We start from the raw sequence: 22,064 nt of genomic DNA on the forward strand, positions 1-22,064 counted from the left end.
GATTAAAGAGAGTCAATCATCTGTGCCACCTTTTCTAGAATAAAGGATACGATTGTACCGTTTCTACGATAATGAAGCGCACATATTTCCTGAGAATCCATATATATTTTAGATGTGGACCATTGAAATTCCAAAGCCGGAATGGTGTGGTTTTCGAAGGCATCGTATAGCACATTGTGCATTACATCAAACTGAAAGACAGGCTTTGGATGTCCTGCCATATATGCGTAGCTGTCATTCATTAGATCAGTTGTTATCCTTTCGATGGTATTCATCAGAAGATCTTCTTTATTGTTTGAAAAGGCATAACGATACATCAATTCACCAAAGTCACCTGTCCCGATAGGAACAATCCGGGAGCTAAGTATATTGACAAGGTGTTTAGATAGTATTTGAAGAAAGGTAGCCTTCTCTGCTTTGATTTTTATTAATGTGTAGTTCTTTCCTTTATAGAACATCTCCATAAGCAGTGGAGATTTGGTTGTAGAAAGTACAACCTGGTCGTCAGGCATTTTGATTGAAAAGACTGAATTTGTGTAGCTTAACATGGACGGGGAGTAAAGCATTATGAAAGGGCTTGTTCTGTCATGCTCTATTAACGTATCAGTAAAAGATAGAAATGAACATTCTGCATCAATAATGTGAAGTCCAACTGCAGAAAATATAATGTTGTCTGCGTGGAGATCAACTATTCCGGTAACGCTTGCAATCGCCTGCAAAGCACCAAGCTGAAAATAGTTTCTTTTAGCGGTATCTAAATCAAGTGGTTCTGTTTTTGGAGCGCCTAAAGGAGAAATGACTTCCTCCATGTGTGATACAGGATCAATGCACATTCCTTGAAATTGCATCTCAGGATCTGTTATTAAAAGCTCTCCTGCTTCCTCTAAAAAGCCATTTTTGCCAGCGAGCTCATTATCTACCTCTAGTGGACGATTTTTATAGACAAAAATACCGCCCGAAGCATTCATAAGAAATACGACCTGGCGTCCCTGCAAATGTGGATCGCTGCCAGTAGGCTTTATCAAATACTTTCCATGGAATTTGTTGTAAATACTCTGAACATAATCAGTGGTTAATTGAAGCCTGCGTAAAAACATTTTCATATCTATTTCTGTAGCTGCAGCGTCAGCAGTATAAACCTGTCCATCTATGACAGTTAGAATATATTCTGTAACATTCAGATTACATCCAAGCAAAACATCACTAATACTGGCTGGTATACAGCAGTGTACAAGCTTTGATATACAATCATTAAATAAAGTAAAAGACTTTTCACCTAATATATTATAGATGGAATCTCCGAGGTTTGCCATCGTAATATTTTCAGAGACCATAATATCTGACGCGCACATAGGTATCTGCTCTTGAAAAAGAGTAGAAAATGCAGCAATATTATCTTGTTGCATAACCAGTAAATCAAAGGTATCTATAACAAGGGCAGGGATTTTTGAAAATGCACTTATGAGATAATCAGAAGCAGAAATACCGAGTATATTAGTAAAATTTAAAAGTGATGGACCTAATTCAGGGTAACGATTTATAAACTGTATAAAATCCATATATATTGGTATGTTAGCTTTAAATGGGAATGTCTGAAAGAGATTGTGCAGGTATGAAACAGAAGCAGTATCGGTTCGATAAACAAATTCAATAATGGCATGAAGTGTTTCTGTAGTTATATCATCAGAGTCTGCATCCTTAAAGAAGGCTATGAGTTCAGGATACAGGGGATTGATGTATATAACGCCAGCCTTTAGTATCTGGTCTATAATTTCCTGATCGGTAATGGGGGCCATCTGTATAATATTTTGCTGCTTATGCATCGGTGGCTTACGCTTTATAACGGCATTGTCTGCCCCCTTTTCCAAAACACTACTGCTATTGATATAATGATTTCCTCGCTTTTCCGTGACATCTACGAGCCCTTGCTTTTGTTGGATAATGTGAGTAAGCTCATGTCGCAGCAGGTGTTCTTTTCCGGAAGCGATATCTATCTGATTATTATGTGCAATGGCGTCAGCCATGTATTGCTTAGGCAAGGAAGAGTTATAATGAATCTGTACATCACTGAGATCAATGCTGCTTTTTTGTTCGAATTCTGTTTGCAAGACAGCACTCATATCTTTATTCCGACTGCTTTTCTTGAAAGATTTATATACCATCATAATCAGCTCCTTGTCTTTATTATACACAAGAAATATCCGATTTTTATATGTGTGGGATGAACGGCATACAAACTGGGATAAATGGTTCAGTGTTTATGCAGTTTGCGTAGCTACTGTTCGTCCCAGCATATTACCATTCGTCCCAGATGTAGGAATTTAATCGGCATTTCTGATAAAATAAAACCAAGGATATATGTTATTGCAACAGGGGGGTGATACAGCATGCAGAAACAGAAAAATCGTTATTATCATGGAAAGATGCTGCGCAGCGACGACTTCATATGCGAACAGGCGTATATGCTCGACCAGATGAAAGCACGTACACATGCAGCGCTGGGAGACGGGATTCTATATGGTCTTCATCTAAGCAGGCAATCTGACGAGCGTTTACATATCAGTTCAGGCAGTGCATTGGACAGCACCGGCAATTTTATCCAACTGGAAGAAGATATCACGATCACCTTGGAAGAACTGGAGGGCTTTTCACAGATCAATACAGATGCTGGCTGGATAACACTTCATCACAGGGAGAAAGCAGTCGGAAAAGAATTTTGTGAGCTTCCAAGCACGGATCAGCATGAGGAATATGGAAAATGGGAGGATCGATGGGAACTGCACATACAGGAACAGCAGCCTCCGGATTATTTGGATGAACAGATATTCAAGCAGCAGGTGATTTACGAAGATACGAAGTATAAGCTGTATCTGCACATTCCCTGCATGCTGCCGCAAAACGGTGATGTAGAGCTGCTTCTGCAGCTGGAACAGAAGCAGGAAGCGCCCTTACATCTGGCACTGACTTTACGATCAACGCTATATCATATACAGACAGTGGAACTGCATACAAAAGATAAAAAGAAAGAGCACAGCATACCGGTTTTGTTAAAGCGAAATCACACAGCCGGTGCACATTATGCGGTATTCCATATCGATCAGCTGCAGCTGGAGCAGCATAGTGTTACCATACCTGAACAAACCTTTGAAATTGAAATGGTGGAGGATATGAAAGCTTCTCTGGTAAAACGGCTGATGGAAAAACCCTTTGTATTTCAGAATGAGCTTATTCTCGGATATGTGGAATTTAAGTGCGAACACGATCGTCTTCATATTCAAAAGGTGAACGAAACAGGAAGGATTGAATGCCAGAGACCACAGCTGGATATGGTTGTGGAGGAACTGAAACGAAGGCTTCGCTGGACAGATAAACAGGAATCTCATATACCCGCTGATCACCAAAACGTGAAGGAGGCCTGTGGCATTCTGCATTTTCAGTGTGACAGACTGCATCCGGTTTTCTACAGTGATGAAATCAGTCATGGTCTTGGTCCCGGAGAAATTCAGATGCAGATTTCAATCGAAATTCAGAGTCCGCAGGATGCACCGGGATATCAGAAGCAGCTGATCAGCGGTGACTGCTCTCTGTTTCAAACGGAAGAAACGCTGCGCTGGGCAGTGCGTTGTTATCCATGGACCGGCAGCTTTCAGGCGGCTGTATCTGTTTCCGAATCCTATTATGAACAAAAGCTGATTGCACACTGGTATGCCAGAGCATGGGATATGCAGACTCAGAATGTAACGGAAACCCGTCTGCTTCGTCTGGAGCCTTCCACGATAGCATGCAGACCGCAGGATGTCTGTCACTTCACAGCGGTGTTTGACAGGGAGGAGGATATAAGAGAATTGCGATTTTCCCTTGATGATGCCAGTGCAGGAGAACTGCAGGAGGATGGAACCTTTACTGCCGGACAGAAAAGCGGTATGTATCAGATTCGTGCTCATTACCATGATCAGCAGGTTGCCGCCTACGTAAAGGTGATGGAAGCACATGAGTGAATTTCATCTGGAAACATGGAAGCATGCCGGCATCCTGTATAAGAATCCGTCCTGTACCGCACACCTGTATGAACAGGAAAATAAAAAATACCGGGTGTTCTGTATTGCGCAGGAACAGCTTCAAAGACCCCTGATTTATCTATGCATGGAATACGAATTGCTTTACGGCTTTTATAAGGGCAGCTTCTGTCTGATTGAGCCGTATCAAGAGGCATGCTCCTTAGCCGATTGGCTGAAGGAGTTCCATACCATACAGGAGCGTATTATCATATGCCGCAGCCTCGTATTTGAAATCATGCGCAGAAAGCTGCCGGAGCGTCTATGTGACCTTACGCTGGATATCTACAGTATCGGTATTACACCGGAAAAGGATGTTGTTTTATTCCTGAATCCAAACTTCTCGCATCTGCAGCATCCGCTTCACACAACCTGTGTATACAGAACCTCACGGCTTTTGGCAGATATCCTGTCGCAGGCAAAAGAAACCCGTCGGCTGCACCGATATCAGAATCCAAAACAATATCAGGATTTTGTAAAGAAGGTGGCACAAAGAGACTATCACGACTATGCACAGCTGATGAACGATCTAGTGCATCTGGAGGATGCATTTATCCTGAAGAAGCGAAATTGGAGCTTCCTAATCCGTGTCTGCTGTATCATCATGGCAGGAATTGGAATTCTGGCACTCTGTGGCATTGGGATATATAAATATATGGAATGGAGCGAGCGGACCTATGACGGTTTGCAGCGCATCGGAGAAGAGCGTATGGATCCATGAAACGAAAGCGGAGAAATGAAGACTATATTCGCATATTCCATCTGTATGTTGATCGAAAGATATTCATGCTGCTGTTGCTTCTCATCCTCAGTACTCTGATTTTTCTCTTTCACAAGGATTTGCAGCAGCTCTGGAATCGGATTACCAATCAGAATATGGAGGCAACCACCTTTTCCTATCATGATTTGAATCTGGCAAGCTATCAGGGAAATGTCAAAATACTGAACAAAGAAGGCAGGCTCACCTATGAGGGCATGTTTTCAAAAGGTGCCTGTAATGGCAAGGGTACCTTATATGATGAGCACGGACATAAAATCTACACCGGAGAATTTATCGATAATGTCATGGAGGATAAAAGCGGAACCCTGTATTTTGACAAAGGCGAAATGCGGAAATATATCGGTGAGGTACATAACAACCGTGCAGATGGAGATGGCAGAGCCTATCGTAAAACTGATGATACCTACAAGCTGCTATATGAAGGAAGCTTTGTCGATGGGGAATTTGAAGGCAGGGGCATCTATTATGATAAAAACGGCAATATTGATTATGAAGGAGAGTTTCTTGATAATATGCGACATGGGCAGGGAATTTTATATGAGGAAGGTGCCTATACCCGTAAGGTCTATCAGGGGGAATTTGCGTTTGGCAGACCGCAGGGAACCGGTACGCTGTTTAATACCTTCGGAAAAGCCTATTATACAGGTGCTATGCATGAAGGGCATATTAATTTTACATCCTTTCTCCCCTCCACCCTCGAAGATATACAAAACAGCTTCCTGCTGCCGTATCAGATTTATGTATATGAAAACACGACAGCAATCGTCTATAAGACAGACCTGCTCTCACTGGCCTTTTTCACAAAATATCCGTTAAAGCTGGAAAAGAGTGAAAAGGAGTGGAAGCTGAAGGATAAGCAGGAGGCAAAGGACATCGTGATATCCTCTGTCATGATGGTGGATAACAATATTGATGACCCCAACACCGGGACAGATCCGGATAAGATTGAGGCGTCCTGGCAGAAAAAATACAGGCCGCATACGGTGACTGGTCTGATGGATGCCTATGATGTGATTGCCCTACGGCTAACGGAAAACAAGACATTCAGGGAGTATCGCAAATGCACCAGTCTTGTAGACCATAAGAATAACATACAGGAATTGCAGTATCATCTGCAATTAGATTTGACGAAGCGTGTGTTGTATCCTGTCACAGAACTATCCATCGGCTATGGCTATCCAATTTATGAGGATAAGCTGCTTTATACAATCATGCTGGAAGAGGATGCGGCAGCGAAAGAAGAAAGTGAGAAATTCGTAAAATGATCCATGAAGTATCCAGAACAATCTGCCGGCATTTAGTGGAACAGCTGTATCCGGACTATCTGCTTGACCGCGACGGCGTGCAGCTCTGTATTCCAAGGCACGAGCATCAGGATGTACAGATTGGTATCTATCTTTATGATATCAGCGAATACTCCATCACCGCACAGCGCTATGCCAGTGTGGATGGAGATTCCCGTGTATTTCCTCCGAAACTGATGGAGCTGAGCTATCTGATCTTTGTCAATGAAGATGCACGCTTTGGCGGCTACAACAAGGAACAGGAAGAGATTCTGTATGAGAAAATGATACAGACCTTTCATGACTTATGCATGCTGGATGTGAATGCCGCGCAGATACCGATACAGTTTGTCAATATGGAGCTTGATTCTAAAATCCATGTATGGGAGAGTCTTCATCAGCCTCTGCAGCCGGCTTTATATCTGCGGGTGGCTCCGGTGGAGATTGCTTCTCTGCAATCTGAAAAGGTCAATATCGTACGGCATGTCGATGTTGTGACAGAAAGCAGAAACAAAGGAGGAGATTGATATGGGTGCGATGGTGACAAGTGGTGCGGTGATGAAATGCTCCTTTGGTATCGCGCCTTGTCCGTTTCAGGCGATGGCGAATGCCACGGTTCTAAGCGGGATGCCCGCAGGGACCATGCTGGATATCAGTCCCGCAAGTATTGCCACGTTTGGCATGTGCCAGAGTATGGCAAATCCCACGGTGGCGAGTGCGACGGCGGCTGCACTGGGTGTACTGACGCCGATGCCCTGCCTGCCGATGATTGCGGGACCTTGGATGATCAGCAGTCCCACGGTACTGGTTAAGGGAAGTCCCGTGCTTACAACCGATGCAAGAGCTATGTGTGCATATGGCGGCATGCTTCAGTTTATATCCAGTCCGGCACAAAAGGTAATGGTAAAGTAAGTATGATATATTTAAAGAAGGAAATGCCTGAAAAAATAACAGCTATTCCAGCATATTTGAAATCTCAAGCTGAAAGAAAATCAGGCTGTGATCTCTCAAACGTGAAGGTACACTATAACAGTACCAAGCCTGCAGACTATCAGGCTGTTGGAATTGCACAGAAGAATACCATTCATCTGGCGCCTTTTCACGAGAATAAAATCAAGCATGAGGTTGTACATATCGTTCAACAAAAGCAGAATACATTTCCTGTTTGTCAACAGCGAGGCAGTGTAGTTTCAGATAGCAGATTGGAGCAGGAAGCAAATCAATTCATTATCCACAATACTTCCGATACTGTACAAAAGGATGTGGTCCAGCGGTTTGTAGTAATCCACGGGAAGACATATAATGATTATACAATGCTGGATGAGATTCATCAGGCATTGATCGGATATACATATCGAAATGGGTTACCACCGGCAACAAAGAGAATGTGTGATTATTTCAAGAGCAGAGTGTACTCTACGTTTGATTATGGGTCCTTTCCCTCTATGCGTGCATTCTTTGCCAATATGTTTATCCCAAGTTACACACCCCTGTTGATAGCACCTGTAAACTGCTATCAGGGCAATACGGCAGGGGTTATCATCAATATGAGCGGGTATCGTGCAACCGATAATACCAGTGCAGATACTGCTGGTGTAGCAGCAGGATATACAAAAGCAATGGCAAACGCAGCTGTACCTGGAGTCACCTATGAGTGGCACCATGGTCTATATAACATGGCTGCAAATCAGTGTCAGATGATCCTGGTAGAAAAAAACTATCACAGTACAACAAATCATATCGGTGCTTGTTTTTACTGGTCGCAGCATAACGGCTGTGATTACAGATAAAAAAGCTTTACGAAACAGAACGAAGGAGTTTCAAAGCAGAACATAGGAATTGAACATATACGTAAGCGTATAGTTTAAGGTTAAAAGGAGGAGTCACAATGGCAGAATATTTATCACCGGGCGTATACGTAGAGGAATTTGACAGCGGTCCGAAAGCGATGGAGGGTGTCAGTACATCCACGGCAGGCTTTATCGGTCTGGCAAGGCGGGGACCTGTCACAGGAAAACCGGTGTTGATTACAGGAATTTCGCAGTTTCGCAGCGTGTTTGGAGGGTATCTGGATGCTGCTGTGAAATATCGGCATCTGGCATATGGAATTGACCAGTTCTTTACAAACGGAGGAAGCTGCTGTTATGTTATGCGTGTCGCAAGTGCTTCAGATACAACTGCGTCCATGGAATTGGAACAGGACGGCGTTGCACTGCATTTAAAAGCCGGCAGCGTTGGTGCGTGGGGAAATGAAGTACGTGTTACCATGCAGAAGCAAAGACTGATTAAGACCAATATTCTTGAAGAAGCGAGGGATGAGCAAAAGCGCATCGTTCGTGTGAAAAGCATCAGCGGATATGAGGCCGGTGATCTTGTGGAGCTGGTATCGGGGGATGGAAAAGAATATAACCGTATCGTCAGTGTGCGTGAGGGCGAGCTGGAACTGGAGCGCAGCTTTACGCTTCCTTATGTGGATAACAATCTGCTGCCATCGATATTCCTGCACAGAATCGGCTTTATTCTGCAGGCGGAATGTGATGGTATGGTGGAAACATATAATGTGACATGGAATACGGCTGCAGCAGATTTCGTCAACCGCGTTATGACAAAGGGTATCCTGTTACAGGGGACTTTCACAATCGAGGAAGAAACGGTGGAAAAGCTGGAAGCATGGCTGTCGCAGTTCCAGTTGAATGATGCGCTGTATACCGGCTTTTTGAAGGATGGAAAAACCGTTGTGGAAGAAGGTGCCGAGCTGTTTCTGGGAGAAGATAAGGGACCTGGAAAACGCAGCGGGCTGGAGGCCTTCAAGGAAGTGGATGATGTCAGTATTATGGCGATACCGGGTGTAACGATTCCAGCGGTACAAAGTGCACTTGTGGCACACTGTGAAGCTCTTGCAAACCGTTTTGCGATACTGGATATGCCGTACGATACACGCAGTGTGGATGATATGCAGACGCATCGATCTTATTTCGATTCTAATTACGGGGCGATTTATCATCCATGGCTTCAGATATATGATCCACTTCTCAGAACAAGCGGTTTCTTCCCGCCAAGTGCAGCCATGGCAGGAATCTATGCCCGCACAGATAATACACGCGGGGTGTTTAAGGCACCGGCAAATGAGGTTGTACGCGGCTGTACCGGTCTGAGTGTAAATTACAATGAAGCAGAACAGGGAAAGGTGAATCCGAAGGGCATCAACTTGATTCGTTCATTACCTGGTCAGGGAATTCGTGTATGGGGTGCCAGAACCATGTCCAGCGATGCATCATGGAAATATATCAACGTACGCCGTCTCTTTATATATGTGGAGGAAAGTATTCGCACCAATACAAGCTGGGCGGTGTTTGAGCCGAATGATGCTAATCTGTGGATGCGTGTGGAGGGAACGATTCATATGTTCCTGAATACGCTTTGGAGAAGCGGAGCGCTGGTCGGTTCCAGTGAGGATGAGGCATTCTTTATCAACATCGGTCCGTCAACCATGACACAGGATGATATTCTGAATGGTCGGCTAATCTGTGTGATTGGTATTGCACCGGTACGTCCGGCAGAGTTCGTTATCTTCCGTATTACACAGAAGATGCAGGAACTGTCATAAAATGAAACAACGGGGCTTTCTTAATCGAGAGGAGGCCATGCAGGAAGCCTCAAATGCTTACCATGGCGCAGATTCCATCCTTTCAGTTCATCGTGCTTCCAGTTTGCCCGGGAATATTCATGCACAGGCGTTTACGCGGTTCCCTGAAATTCACATGGCATCAACTGCTGAATCATGCTTCACACATGAGCTTGGTCACGCAGTACAACAGATGATGTCACCAATTACAGCAAATAAGCATATAAAGGGGAATGCAATACAAGATCATGCATTCCTGGAGAAAGAAGCAGATACGATTGGTGACTGTCTGAAGCGGATCCCTGTAAAGCAGCATGCAATCGCCCATACAAGTCCGTCCGTACCTGCATCTGCAGTATTACAGCCAGCATGGATTCTTGAAGAAAATGGGGATTGCAGCTATCGATTGGAGGATTTAAAACTGACATGGTATCAAAATAAACAACAGCCAGATAAGCTTTATTATATAACAGATGATGTATCCAGTCCTTATGCCCCTTTAAGCGGAAAAAGTAATGCAGCAACCTGGATTACGTGGTATCAGCGTAAGCCGGATTCCAGTCTGCTCAGAGCCGAAATTGTTGAACGCTGGGATTCAAATACAAAAGGAACGCTGCTATTCTATATTGATAAAAAATTTGAGAAGGGCTATCATCACGAATTAGATGATACACCCCGTATGGAAAGAGCTGCTACTTTGATAGCTATCGGATTACAGTGGAACACTGCTTTCTCTTCAAAACAAATACAAGATAAAGTTCTTCCTATCCTTTCTGCTGATCCTATTTTTACAGGTATAACCACTTATGAAATCAAAACTGTATTTGAATTAAGCGGGGAAATTAAAGGTGCTCCGGAACTGTATATGACGAATACATATAGGGAAATCAATACGGCGCTAATGCTAATGCTGGGAACGCAGGGAGATGAAGTTGATACTGATGAAAATCATTTAAAATCAGCAAATCTGTTGGCACTTAACTGGAAAATGAATTTGTTGACACCATATCAGGGGAACTGGGTAGGTAGGGGGGAAGATTTGATTGCTTATAAATCAAACTACAAAATGCTATACAAAATAACGAATGAAAACCCGGGAATTTACAAAACAAATGAAATTGTGGTTATGAATAAAATAGTGTCAACCTTTTATGACAAGAATAGTAAATACTCAAAAAAATCACTGCAATGGTCTATCAAACTATTAGGAAAGCATGGGGCATATCTACCTAAGAACGAACAGAAATATGCTGAGGAATATGAGGTTATGCTTCCGCCTGGTACAAGACTTCAGGTGGATGAAATTCATTATACAACAGATAAAATCATGCTGTACGCACATACTCTGGATTATCAGGGAGTGTCTTTAAAATATAAAACAAAAGCAAAATAACAATTAAGGAGGAAGCACTATGGCTGTCGTATATCCATTTAAAAAATATAACTATAAGGTCACCGTGGGAAGTCTTGGAGATATGGGCTTTTCTGAGATATCCGGAGGGGACATCTCCTACGAACCGATTGAATATCGGGAAGGAAATTATGAATCCAGTTCACCAATCAAGCAGCAGGGAATCGTCAAATATGGCAATGTCACACTGAAATACGGTCTGACCGCCAGCAAGGCACTTTATGACTGGCTGAACAGCGCACAAACTGCTACGGTAAAGCAGGAGGATGTAAAAATAGAACTGCTGGGGGATGATCACAAATCCGTGCTTACTTCCTGGACGCTGCAGAAGGCGATTCCTATCAAGCTGGCGCTTTCCGATTTCAGTGCAACCGGAAATGAACTGGCTGTGGAATCCGTGGATATCGCGTGTGAAGCGATTATCAGAGGGTAGGTGAAACCATATGCAGACAGAATATCAATTCAAGCTGCCAAAGGGCTATCGATCAGAGGATGGCGGTATCCATAAGGAAGGCTTCATGAGACTGGCGACCGCGAAGGATGAAATTGAGGCCTCCCGTCATCCGAAAGCAAAGGCAGCTCCGGAATATGCGACCATCATTCTACTTAGCAAAGTCATTGTGAAGCTGGATGGCTGTGATTTCGTGACACCGGAAATGATCGAAGATATGTATACAGCTGATGTGAATTTTTTACAGAACATGTACGAAACGATCAACATTAATGAAGATTTGATGGTACGTGTTATCTGCCCGCACTGCGGTAAGGAGTTTACGGAACCGATAAATTTTTATCAGCAGGACTGAGTCTGTACAGCCGCGATACACTGTATGAACAGATATCATTCCTGGCCTATTATTTTCACTGGTCCTATGACGAGCTTCTTCTTTTACCGCATATTGAGCGCAACCGGTTCTGTGATGAGGCTGGCAGAATCAACCGCAGAGCGAATGGAGAAGCAGAAAGTATATTTGATATATAATCTAACGGAGGTGCGTATGAAAGCAAAAAGGAGAGGATACCATCACCCGGTATCTGTATATTTATGACAATGGAATTGCTGCATGCCTACCGTTTTGGTGTGACCATACAGAATACGATGATGGGATTTCAGGAGCTGAGCGGAATCGCCAGAGAAATCGAAGTTGAAACATACCAGGAGGGAGGACGGAATGATGCTGTTCTCCTTTTCCCTAAACGTACTGCTGCACAGGGGACGATTACCCTGAAAAAAGGTGTTTACAGCGGACAATCTCATCCGTTTTATCTGGTAGGAGAGCAGCTTGATTCTATGAAGATCGAGGTCTATGGACATGATGGAAGAACCGTTATGAAAACCTATATGCTGAAAAACCTGCTGGTATCCAAATGGGAGGTATCTTCCCTGCAGGCACAGGGGAATGAAGCACTGATTGACACCTTTACACTGGCATACGGAGAACTGCATGTTCTTTCATAGCTGGCGCAGGAAACGAAAGCTGAAGAGGTTTCGTCCGATTATGACACTGCACCTGAATCGGACCCTGCATCATGAATTTCATCCGACATTCTTAAAAGCGAAGACCGTTTTAAGAGAAGTCAGAAGCAGTGTCATACGAAAGGAAGAGCATACCCATCATATTCACCATATGATGACGTTGCATGTACACCAGGCGCAGACTTTTCTGATGCTGAATCATCAAAATGATGAAAGAAGCCTTATCATTCAGTCAAAAAAAGTTATAAACAGGAAGTACCCTTCCAGAATACTGCAGCTACACCTTGCTAAGCAATCTATCGAACGGCTGGCAGAGCAGCGTCTGCTGGAGGAAAAGAGCTATTATAAGTACCATCCTGCGAAAGCAAAAGAGCTGGCTGTAAGCTACTTACATAACAGAGAGATAAAAAACTGCCTGAACACGCATATGAACCGCCTTTCACAGTACTCCTATGCCGGTAGCCTGTTCAGATCTTCCTTGTTTACGACACTGTCTTCACAGTCATGGAAGCAGGTGCTTATTCCTGTGATATACCAGCAGAGCAGGGCACTGATCCATCGTGAGAAAATACAGCTGCAGCGAGAGGTCATTTCAGAAAAAAGCAGAGATGAGATGCATGTAGAACGTGAACCAGAGCATCGTGCAGCTGTACAGCGTAACGATATGAATACACTGGTAAACACGGTGATACGCGAAGTGGAGCGCAGAACAAAGCGGGAGCGTCTGCGTGAGGGAAGGAGGTAGCGACATGCTGACGAAGGCAAAACTGTCCAATGTAGATGATAGCGGAAAACCCGGATCAAATTCATTTCATGTACAGTTTAATCCGAACGAGATTGCAATCAGTGAGGCTGTTGCATCTTTATATGATATGGAAAAGGGAACAGGCGATCCTCATGTCAATCCGGTGGAAACAAAAAAGGATAAACAGGTTCTGCATCTTTCCACAACACTTTTTTACAACACCTTTACCTCTCTTTCACAAAAAAGCTATGAGGATGTACGCTCCTATATCCGTAAGCTGTATCCCTATACAAATGTCGGTGTGGAGACGAAAGAAAACCTGAAAAAAATATGTTTTACCTGGAGTTCGATTTGTGTGATTGGGATTCTGGAAAAAATTGATGTCCGCTATACGATGTTTTCACCATCCGGAGTTCCTGTGCGTGCGGAGGTTTCCATATCCATTGCCGGAGAATATTACGGAGAACAGATAGCGGAAGCAGAGCCGAAAGAAAACGGTGAACTTATGGAGCATACCTCTTTCCTGGAATCCATGCGCAGCTTCAAGGAAAGCGACGACTGGAAACAAATCGCCCGCAAACAAAATGTCAAAAAGGCCAGATTATGAAGCTGAGTGAATTAAAAGCATCCAATTCCGGATTTGAAAAGCTGACCTGTACCGTAAAGGTTGATGGCAGACAGCTGTATCCGGGGGCGCTGAGTCTGAGCCGTATGCACATTGATACAACATGCGAGCTGAAAACGAATACAGCCGAGGTTTTATTTTGTGATATAACGGATGCCGGTGAGGTTTTGAGCAATCTGCAAAGCGGGGCATGTCTTAGCGTTTTTGGAGGATATCAGAAGAAGGAAAAGCTTATTTTTCAGGGATATGTTCACACGATGACCCTGCGTGAAAGTGGACATGCGCAGCTGCAGGAGCTGGAAATCTATGCACAGGATGTGAAGGGACTGATGATGCTGCACAAGCGATCAGCTGTGGAAAGCGGAAAAATGAAGAATGCATTGCTGCAGGATATTTTGGAAACACCGCTGTATGCGGAATATTACGCATCCCTTGCGATGACACCCTTGCCTCACTCCATGGATTCCATATGGCCGGTGATGGGCTGCAGTGATTTCGATATTCTGGAGAAGCTGTGCATGCAGGCTTTGTATACCTGCTATATGCGGGGAGATACGCTGCATTTTGAACCGCGTTATACAGCGTCCAAAGAAATGATGGAGCTGGATGCTGCGCAGGAAGTGCAGCAGGTGGAGCTGCTATATACGATACAGGATCTGATTGGTACGCTTACAGTCGCAACCTGCGATGGCTATGAGGAGAAGAAAGTCGTACAGGAGAGCGTTACCCTATCGTCCCTGCCTTATACAAAAAAACTGTCCGGCATTTTGAAGCATACCTCCACAAGTGTGGTGGATGACGGCTTTCATGATATAGAAGAACTGAACTGCATGGTTGCCGGTATGAAAAAGGAAGTAGAAAACAGCTATGCAAAGGTAAATGGACAGTGTGTGTTTCTGCCGTGGCTGCAATGCGGTGATGAACTGGTACTTCCAAAAAGCGGAGATGGTGAACAAAAGAAAGGCTATGTAACGCACATGCTGCACCACATTGACGATACAAGTGCCTACAGTGAATGGGAAGCTGTCATAGAGAAAGGATGAAATTATGGATCTGATGCATATGGATGAACAAAACAGTTTCCGCAATATGGTAATTGCGACAGTATGCGGATATGGAACGGATGAGAAAAAAGCAACCCTGCATGTACAACTTCCGTACATGAAAAAGGGAGAGGATATACTGGAGGATGTGGAGCTGCTGCTGCCATATGGCGGTAAGAGCTACGGTTTTCTGTGCCGTCCCGAAATCGGAGATCAGGTGATGGTCATGTTTAGCGGAGAGCATATGCGAAGAGCGGTTGCCATCGGCTGTATTGCCCCCGGTGATGCTTCCATCTGGGAGGGCTGCAGTGAGAAGAATGAACAGAAGCAGTGGCTTATGAAAAACGGAATGAAGCTTTCGCTCTGGGATGAGGAGAATGCCGCAAAAGCAGAAATCACCTGCCAGGATACCGCTATGCAACTGGATGAAAAGGAACAGCAGCTGCAGCTGCAGCTGAAGGACAGCTCGTTGCTGCTGGATGGCAAAAACGGCTGTGTGAAGCTGGATGCGGAAAAAGAATTAAAGCTGGTCTGCGGTGAGGGCAGTATCACCATGAAGAAGGATGGAACTATCTGCATCGAAGGTAATAAGCTGCAGATCAAAGGACAGGCGCTGACAAGTGATACCACCATGGATACAAAACTCAGTGCTCAGAAGGTGAATCTGGAGGCAAAGCTGGAGGTCGGAATCAAGGGAAATTCCAGCGTGAAAATCTCTGCAAGCGGAATCACCGAAGTACAGGGAGGCATCGTTAAACTTGGATAAAACGCAGGATACGACGCTTTCCTTTCCCTTTCAAATTGATCCATGGACACACCATTCATCTTTGTGTGATGAAAGACAGCTCATTCAAAACAGCGTGTTTCTGATTCTATCGACCCATGTTCAGGAGAGATGGATGCTGCCTTCTTTCGGCAGCCGTCTTAAGGACTATGTCTTTGAGAATCAAAGCGTTGAAACGGAAGAAATGATCCGCCGGGAAATTATCGCATCCCTGCATACATGGGAACCGCGCATTACAGATATTGAGGTCGACTTTCAAAGAGAGGATGCAGTATTGCTGATTACGATTTCCTACCTCTGTACTGAGCATAGCAAGCGAGATGCGTTACAGTATCCCCTGGCTTTGGAAAGCGGATAACTGTTTTGCGCATACTGTCAACCATTTAGGAGAACGTTAAAGGAGGGAAAGCTGTGACCGATTTAAAAGCACTGCAGAAAGCGCGGCAAATGGCATATCTTGAACAGTGGCAGGCTGATGAAACGGATCCTGCGACGATTATTCAGGATATCGGAATTCAAATGCTACTGAATACACAAAAGGCTTTGCAGCAAATGATGGATGTTCATCACCGTCTGTATGTGAACCGCATGCCTTATCAGCGCCTGTATGCCTCCCCCTTTATGACCTGCCTGCAACTTCATCCCTCTTTAGCGTATCAGGGTGTGCTGGTAAAGAAAGATACCCACTTCTATATTCAGGGAAGCGCTTTGCTGCCGGTAAAGGTAAAGGAGGATATCTGCCTGCAGCATACATCCATACAGGAGGTGTTTTTTGCCGATCCTGAGCATCGCTCGATCACGCACATTCCTGTGTGTAAAGATATACCGTTGGTTCAACAGACAGAAGAAAGCATACAGCGGTATGCGCTGCAGTTTTGTGTTGGAAATATCTTTAAACGCAGGAAGCATCCGGTTTGCGAGGTATATTTTGAAACAGCGCAAGCGCAGAAAAAATCCTTTCTGACATGGCTGACCTCTGCCAGTGTACGATGGAGCATCTGCTGGGAAGACGAGGTGCGCGATGACTGGACGCTTATGCAGGATGAAGATCATCTGTGCTTTCACTTTCATGAAGCCTTTCCGATTTCCGAGGGAACTCTCGTGTTTACCATGGAGGTATGTGATGTCATGACACTGCCTTCTCTATATATCGACAGCATTTTTCTGCGGATTCCACCTGCATCCTCTTATCCGGATAGTATCAGTGTACAGGATATGGAAGAAAATCCCGGACATTTTCCTCTCGCAGATGCTCCAATTTCCATATTTCAAACATGCTATATGCGCTGTGATGAGGTATTCACACGCCTTAATGCAGCGCTGACATGGAAGTTTTCCACAGAGGAAGCGGTATATACGGCAGGAAAAGAGCTCATCGAAGAAACAGATTATCACCTTTTCATGCGCAGGCTGCCCAGACAGCAGATCGTGTACGATGTCTTTGTGGATGGCGTGCGTCTGGAATATTTCAACGGGGAGTGGGTAAAGCTGAATGAAGTCCGTTTTTCAAAGGATTTTTTTCACCAGCCCAGGGAATCCTGCAGTGTTCAGTTTACCTGTCCCAGGGATATGTGTCCCTTTGTTTATGACGGGATAGAAAGCTACTGGTTCCGTCTGATGATTACGAAGGCTGAAAATTGCTATCAGCTTCCCGCTTATCATCATATACCTGTGATTTCGCGTTCACGCTGGCAGTTTGATTATGGAAATCAACGCATCACTCCAGATAAAATTCTACTGTGGGCAAATGGGCAGCAGGAGGATATCGGCATCGGGCAGACATTTCTCTTGTTTCCGTCCTTCCCTGTGAAGCTGGATACGATGTTCCTTCTGCTGAATCAAAAGCCCGGCATTGGTCCCTGCCGTATGTTTGTGGAGCTGCTGCAGTCCTTTGACAGCAGCCAGGATGTACAGTTTCTGATAGATGGAGAGGATGGAGAGATAAAGCTTTCCGTAGAGGATGAAACCGGCGGATTTTCGCACAGCGGGCTACTCAGCATGTTTTTTCCTTCCACGGTGAAGGCAAAGGAACGCTTTGGAAAAAGCGGATACTGGATACAGGTGCGAAAGGAAAAGGGGCATTGGGATAACCGTATCTGCCGCATATATGAAAACTGCGTATACGTTGCGGGAAACGATGAATTCACAATAGAAAAAACACTTCATTTCCATGAGCTTCCCGTATCTGTCCATTGCCAAGGCGATGTACAGGAAGTGCAATTCCGTGTACAGGAGTGCTGGGAGAGCTGTACATTTGTGGCTGAAGCTGAGCAACTTGCAGAACGCAGGGTGCTATATGATGAGGAACAGCATATTGTAACCTTTTATCGTAAGACATTTCCTGGCTGTCTGCAGAATGAGCATATTGAAATAAGGCTCCTCTGCCGTAAGGAGTCTGCCGCAGAAGCTTTGCCACAGGGGACTGTCGTATTTCCGGCGCAAAGCATGCAGCGGATTTCCTCTATCCGTACACTGAGCGACTCCGTATGGCAGAGAAAAAAGGAGACGGATGCACATCTGATGAAGCGCCTTGCGCAATCTAAAAACCACATGCATATACAGACACTGCGCGATATGGAGGAATTTCTGATGGAGTGCTTCTGCGATCTGCAGGACGTCAGCTGCTTAGTGGAACAGCACATCGTTCATGTGGCGGTGTTATGGGAAACGGAAGTATTTTCTATACAAACTAGTGAACGGAAAAAGCAGGTGGAGGAGGTACTTGTACAACAGCTTCCGGATACCTTTCCGTTTAAAATTAACATATGTTCTCCTATCGAAATCCTTTTGAATATCCAGCTGACGATAGAGCATGAGGATATGGATATCGACCGTCAGGTGGAGGCAGTGATCAGGGAGTACCTGCATCCTGTACATGGCAGAAACGGGGATGGGTGGAGAATCGGAATGTATTGTGAAGAGCAGGTAATTGTGCATGTTGTACGAAATGCTCTGCCGGGTCTGCACATTGTCTGCTGTGAAATCAGAGGCCGTGTACATTCCTCACCATCCACGAGGGTACAGCCGCTGCATGCTTTGCGGCATATCAAGCAGGGAATCATGCGGGTTTCCAATGTGCGGGTAGTGCGAAGGGCAGATGAAAAAGAACACAGCATAAGTAGAATGTAAGAGGGCGAAATGGTTCTTTCTCAATGTAAGGTACAGGAAGGGGAATGAGATACAAAATAATCGGTCAATATCGGTTATGCAGAGCTGTACGATTTCTCACATACCCGGAATCAAGAAAGAGCAGGCTGAATTATTGTGCTTGCATAAAATGGAGGCAGATATGAATGTACAGAAGCTAGATACGCATACCTATAAGGAATTGTTCGCAGATGCGCTAAAGGAATGGAAGCAGCGGACAAAGCAAGAAGAGATATATCCCAGTGATGTATCCTATACGCTGCTGGAAATGCAGGCGATGCTGGTGGATATGCTGAATTATTACAGTGAGCAGGTGCAGGAATCGCATAAAAAGAAGTATGAATTGCTTCAGCAGGAGCCGCTGCCGGAAACTCGCTGCAGATCACTGCCGTTTCGTATGCAACCGAATCACCCTGTCGATTTACAAAAGGGTACGCCGTTTTCCATAGCATTGGGTGAGGATTATCTGACACTGGAAGCAGAGCATGCCTATCACCTGGTTCCTAATGAAATATGCTCCATCTATGTACAGAACGGGTACCATTTAGAACAGATTACAGAGCTGCTTCGATCGCTGGAGGGAACCTATACACTGCCTTTGAGTGAGGATGCCTGTATGCTCTACCTTCGTCTGAAGAATCCGCTGCCACGCGATGCTGTTTCCTCCTTTTACATCTGTGTGGAAAATTCCTGTGAGCAAGTATACGGACTGGAATGGCCGAAGCTGGCGGATATGCAGGTGGACTATTTCAGTATTCACGGCTGGCAGAACGCCTGTGATGTTCAGGATGATACCCATGCGCTGCTAAACAGTGGTGAGCTACGGTTTCGTCCGGGTAAGGATATGGCGGAAACCACCTGCTTTGAGGAAAACGGATTCTGGCTGCGTCTGCGAATAAAAGAAACGTGCTATGATCATCCAATCGGTTTACAGGCTGTCTGGATGAATGTGATTCTGCTGCAGGCTGTCAGTACATTAGCAAAAACATGGATGCTGTCAAGTCTGGAGGAAACAGAACTGCGGATTGCAGAGGATATCGCAAAGGAGAACTACATACTGCAGATACAGAAGTTGGATGGACGATGGGTTCAGCATCCCTGCCGAAGAGTGCAGACAAGAACTGCCAGTCACTTTTACTGGGAGAAGCTTCCATCTGATGCGATTTTCGCAAGGCTGGTTGCACAGCGAGAGAAGCTGAAAGAGCTGGTATCCACCTTTACGATAAACGGAATCAGCTCACAGCGTATTGATATTGCCCCTGCATCAACATATCGTCTTGCTTTTCAGGTTGCACAGGGTATATGGCAGGATGGCGTAGTCATTGATCGTTATGAGAAGGCCAATGGTGCAATGGGCTGCTATCGCGACGAAACAGGCATCATCATGGGAAACGGCCGAGATTTTCAGCTTCCTAAAGCCATGGAGAACGGCTTGTTCTTCACCGCTTTTGAACAGCTGTCAAAGCCGGTTACCCTGCATAGGGAAACGGTTCGGATTTATCATCCGCATATGAATGGATGCAATGCCCTGTCTGCATCTCTGTATGAGCAAGCCATGATATACGGCGGTATCTTCTTTCATAAGGAGAAGCTTAAGGAATTTCTTCTGCAATATCCGCTGCTATCCCTGATGGAGGTTCGCATACAGAGCATGCCTGGAAAATGGATGCTCTATATTCTGGATAGCTGTGATCATGCCTGCCATATGCCAAGCTATCAGACTTATGTACAGCACCTTGTGGAACAGCATCTTCCCTTTACAGATGATGTGAGTGTACAGGATATTAAGCTGAAAAGGACAGTGATTCAGCTGCAGGCTGCGAACTCAGTTTCTTGGCAGATACAGAAACAGGCGGAGGCGCTTTGTAAAACATATATGAAGCGCTGCCAGCAGGAAGAAGTGGATGCTGCTGCGGATGAGCTTCGACAGGAATTGAGAGATCAATGTTCACTGGATTGTATCCGCTGCTGTTTTCAGACAGATAGAGAAAGTGAAGTATTGCGCTATGAGGCTGCTGTATCCTACGTGCTTGCGGATGTTGTGATTACGCATTGCTTATAATAAATTAAATGAGGTGATGATGTGCGGGAAGCGTTGAGCTACCAATCGAATAAGGATATGAGCCTGCAGGGGGCATGGATCGGTTTTACACCGCTCACGAACGGTGCCTTATGCATGGGCATACAAAACGATGAGGCTGTTTATGTCAGTGACGTCTTTGACTGTGGTGAAGTGAAGGGGACCTGGGATGAACTACACCTGCATTTTGTCCAGCTGTGGGAACTGCAGGTATCCGTCTGGATGTTTGATTCTGCTTCCACAAGAGAGCAGCTGCTTGATTTCTCTGTATTGGATCGTTTTCATGTCATCCGGCAGAATGGATTTACAAAAAGCAAACAGGACCTGCTGCTGTATGGCAGGGAGGAAGCAAGTGAGGGCCGCTATCTTATCTTCTGCTTTCAGGTCCGCAAGCCGAAAGGCAATACACTCCAATTCATCGGCTATGAATTAAGCTATCCGGCCGTTTTGTTTAGTGAATATCTGCCATATGTATACCGAAACAACCCTACGCTGGATGCGTATCTGTCTATATTCAAGGATGTGTATCTCTCTCTGGAACAGGAAATTGATCAATTTTATGAGCAGCTGGATCCGCTTTGTGCGGATGAGGAGCATCTTCGTGAACTGCTTACATGGCTGGGACTGGAGCACTTTCAGGAGTATGCAGAGCTGTCTGCACTGCGCGGGCTTCCGGCTTTATGGAATCAAATTTATCAGGAAAAGGGCAGTCTGCGTTATCTTTTTGAGCTGGTGAAGTTCTTGTTTCACATTAACATATGTATGCAGATAAAGAAGCGTACTCTGCATGTGTTTGTACCTTGCTTACCTGTGAGGCAAAAGCGGAAGCTGTTGTCGTTTTTTCAACAGGAGGTACCAGCGAATGCAGTGGCTCATGTGCATTTTACAAGGCAGTCCTATATGGATGAGAATGCCTTCCTTGGTGTTACAGCAGCGTTGTGGGAAGCAGACCGAGTGATGGACACTGCTGAATTGGATTGTGTGGATATTATGAGATGAGGTGATTAC

Annotated in this window: 21 protein-coding genes; 20 read left to right on the forward strand and 1 reads right to left on the reverse strand. The window is 44.9% G+C overall.

The window, feature by feature from the left end:
* Nucleotides 1–2: 2 nt before the first annotated feature.
* Entirely contained in the window at nt 3–2,165 is a 2,163-nt protein-coding gene (locus tag ACESPQ_RS01250; RefSeq protein ID WP_373143789.1) for a DUF4135 domain-containing protein, read from the reverse strand.
* Nucleotides 2,166–2,387: 222 nt separating this feature from the next.
* Between ACESPQ_RS01250 and ACESPQ_RS01255 the strand changes: the two genes are divergently transcribed.
* From ACESPQ_RS01255 to ACESPQ_RS01350, 20 genes are all read left to right on the forward strand, one after another.
* Nucleotides 2,388–3,998 (forward strand): hypothetical protein, encoded by a 1,611-nt coding sequence (locus tag ACESPQ_RS01255; RefSeq protein ID WP_373143790.1) that lies wholly within the window; start codon nt 2,388–2,390, stop codon nt 3,996–3,998.
* Nucleotides 3,991–4,776, forward strand: coding sequence for a hypothetical protein (locus ACESPQ_RS01260; protein ID WP_257270749.1), 786 nt, complete (start codon nt 3,991–3,993; stop codon nt 4,774–4,776). Before ACESPQ_RS01255 ends, ACESPQ_RS01260 begins: the two co-directional genes overlap by 8 nt.
* Complete coding sequence (locus tag ACESPQ_RS01265; RefSeq protein ID WP_373143791.1) at nt 4,773–6,101, forward strand: hypothetical protein; 1,329 nt, start codon at nt 4,773–4,775, stop codon at nt 6,099–6,101. The genes ACESPQ_RS01260 and ACESPQ_RS01265 overlap by 4 nt, the downstream gene beginning before the upstream one ends.
* Nucleotides 6,098–6,646, forward strand: a complete 549-nt coding sequence (locus ACESPQ_RS01270; protein WP_002606127.1) for a Pvc16 family protein — start codon at nt 6,098–6,100, stop codon at nt 6,644–6,646. Before ACESPQ_RS01265 ends, ACESPQ_RS01270 begins: the two co-directional genes overlap by 4 nt.
* Nucleotide 6,647: 1 nt before the next feature.
* Nucleotides 6,648–7,031 carry a DUF4280 domain-containing protein gene (locus tag ACESPQ_RS01275; protein WP_002606126.1) on the forward strand — a complete coding sequence of 128 codons (384 nt, stop codon included), beginning with the start codon at nt 6,648–6,650 and terminating at the stop codon, nt 7,029–7,031.
* A 23-nt stretch (nt 7,032–7,054) separates the two neighbouring features.
* Entirely contained in the window at nt 7,055–7,909 is an 855-nt protein-coding gene (locus tag ACESPQ_RS01280; RefSeq protein WP_257352193.1) for a DUF4157 domain-containing protein, read from the forward strand.
* Nucleotides 7,910–8,007: 98 nt separating this feature from the next.
* Entirely contained in the window at nt 8,008–9,726 is a 1,719-nt protein-coding gene (locus tag ACESPQ_RS01285) for a phage tail sheath family protein (RefSeq protein WP_002606124.1), read from the forward strand.
* A gap of 1 nt (nt 9,727) precedes the next feature.
* Nucleotides 9,728–11,137 (forward strand): ADP-ribosyltransferase, encoded by a 1,410-nt coding sequence (locus tag ACESPQ_RS01290; RefSeq protein ID WP_373143793.1) that lies wholly within the window; start codon nt 9,728–9,730, stop codon nt 11,135–11,137.
* Between the two features lie 19 nt (nt 11,138–11,156).
* Nucleotides 11,157–11,588, forward strand: coding sequence for a phage tail protein (locus ACESPQ_RS01295; RefSeq protein WP_109769831.1), 432 nt, complete (start codon nt 11,157–11,159; stop codon nt 11,586–11,588).
* 10 nt (nt 11,589–11,598) lie between these two features.
* Nucleotides 11,599–11,961 carry a phage tail assembly protein gene (locus ACESPQ_RS01300; protein ID WP_373143794.1) on the forward strand — a complete coding sequence of 121 codons (363 nt, stop codon included), beginning with the start codon at nt 11,599–11,601 and terminating at the stop codon, nt 11,959–11,961.
* A gap of 2 nt (nt 11,962–11,963) precedes the next feature.
* Nucleotides 11,964–12,137 (forward strand): DUF6760 family protein, encoded by a 174-nt coding sequence (locus tag ACESPQ_RS01305; protein WP_306461013.1) that lies wholly within the window; start codon nt 11,964–11,966, stop codon nt 12,135–12,137.
* A 63-nt stretch (nt 12,138–12,200) separates the two neighbouring features.
* On the forward strand, nt 12,201–12,614 hold the full coding sequence (locus tag ACESPQ_RS01310) for a phage tail protein (protein WP_008728147.1): 414 nt from the start codon (nt 12,201–12,203) through the stop codon (nt 12,612–12,614).
* Nucleotides 12,601–13,377 carry a hypothetical protein gene (locus ACESPQ_RS01315; RefSeq protein ID WP_002606119.1) on the forward strand — a complete coding sequence of 259 codons (777 nt, stop codon included), beginning with the start codon at nt 12,601–12,603 and terminating at the stop codon, nt 13,375–13,377. Before ACESPQ_RS01310 ends, ACESPQ_RS01315 begins: the two co-directional genes overlap by 14 nt.
* Before the next feature lie 4 nt (nt 13,378–13,381).
* Complete coding sequence (locus tag ACESPQ_RS01320) at nt 13,382–13,984, forward strand: hypothetical protein (RefSeq protein WP_002606118.1); 603 nt, start codon at nt 13,382–13,384, stop codon at nt 13,982–13,984.
* Entirely contained in the window at nt 13,981–15,045 is a 1,065-nt protein-coding gene (locus ACESPQ_RS01325; protein ID WP_002606117.1) for a hypothetical protein, read from the forward strand. The genes ACESPQ_RS01320 and ACESPQ_RS01325 overlap by 4 nt, the downstream gene beginning before the upstream one ends.
* Nucleotides 15,046–15,049: 4 nt before the next feature.
* A complete protein-coding gene (locus ACESPQ_RS01330; protein ID WP_257379043.1) occupies nt 15,050–15,811 on the forward strand; it encodes a phage baseplate assembly protein V in 762 nt (253 codons plus the stop codon).
* On the forward strand, nt 15,804–16,187 hold the full coding sequence (locus ACESPQ_RS01335; protein WP_257379042.1) for a GPW/gp25 family protein: 384 nt from the start codon (nt 15,804–15,806) through the stop codon (nt 16,185–16,187). The genes ACESPQ_RS01330 and ACESPQ_RS01335 overlap by 8 nt, the downstream gene beginning before the upstream one ends.
* Nucleotides 16,188–16,240: 53 nt before the next feature.
* On the forward strand, nt 16,241–18,958 hold the full coding sequence (locus ACESPQ_RS01340) for a hypothetical protein (protein ID WP_373143796.1): 2,718 nt from the start codon (nt 16,241–16,243) through the stop codon (nt 18,956–18,958).
* 160 nt (nt 18,959–19,118) lie between these two features.
* Complete coding sequence (locus ACESPQ_RS01345) at nt 19,119–21,038, forward strand: hypothetical protein (RefSeq protein ID WP_373143797.1); 1,920 nt, start codon at nt 19,119–19,121, stop codon at nt 21,036–21,038.
* A 21-nt stretch (nt 21,039–21,059) separates the two neighbouring features.
* Nucleotides 21,060–22,055 carry a phage tail protein gene (locus ACESPQ_RS01350; protein WP_257334234.1) on the forward strand — a complete coding sequence of 332 codons (996 nt, stop codon included), beginning with the start codon at nt 21,060–21,062 and terminating at the stop codon, nt 22,053–22,055.
* Nucleotides 22,056–22,064 lie beyond the last annotated feature (9 nt).

It is taken from the genome of Clostridium sp. HGF2 (genome assembly GCF_964240115.1).
Classification (GTDB): Bacteria; Bacillota_I; Bacilli_A; order Erysipelotrichales; family Erysipelotrichaceae; genus Clostridium_AQ; species Clostridium_AQ innocuum.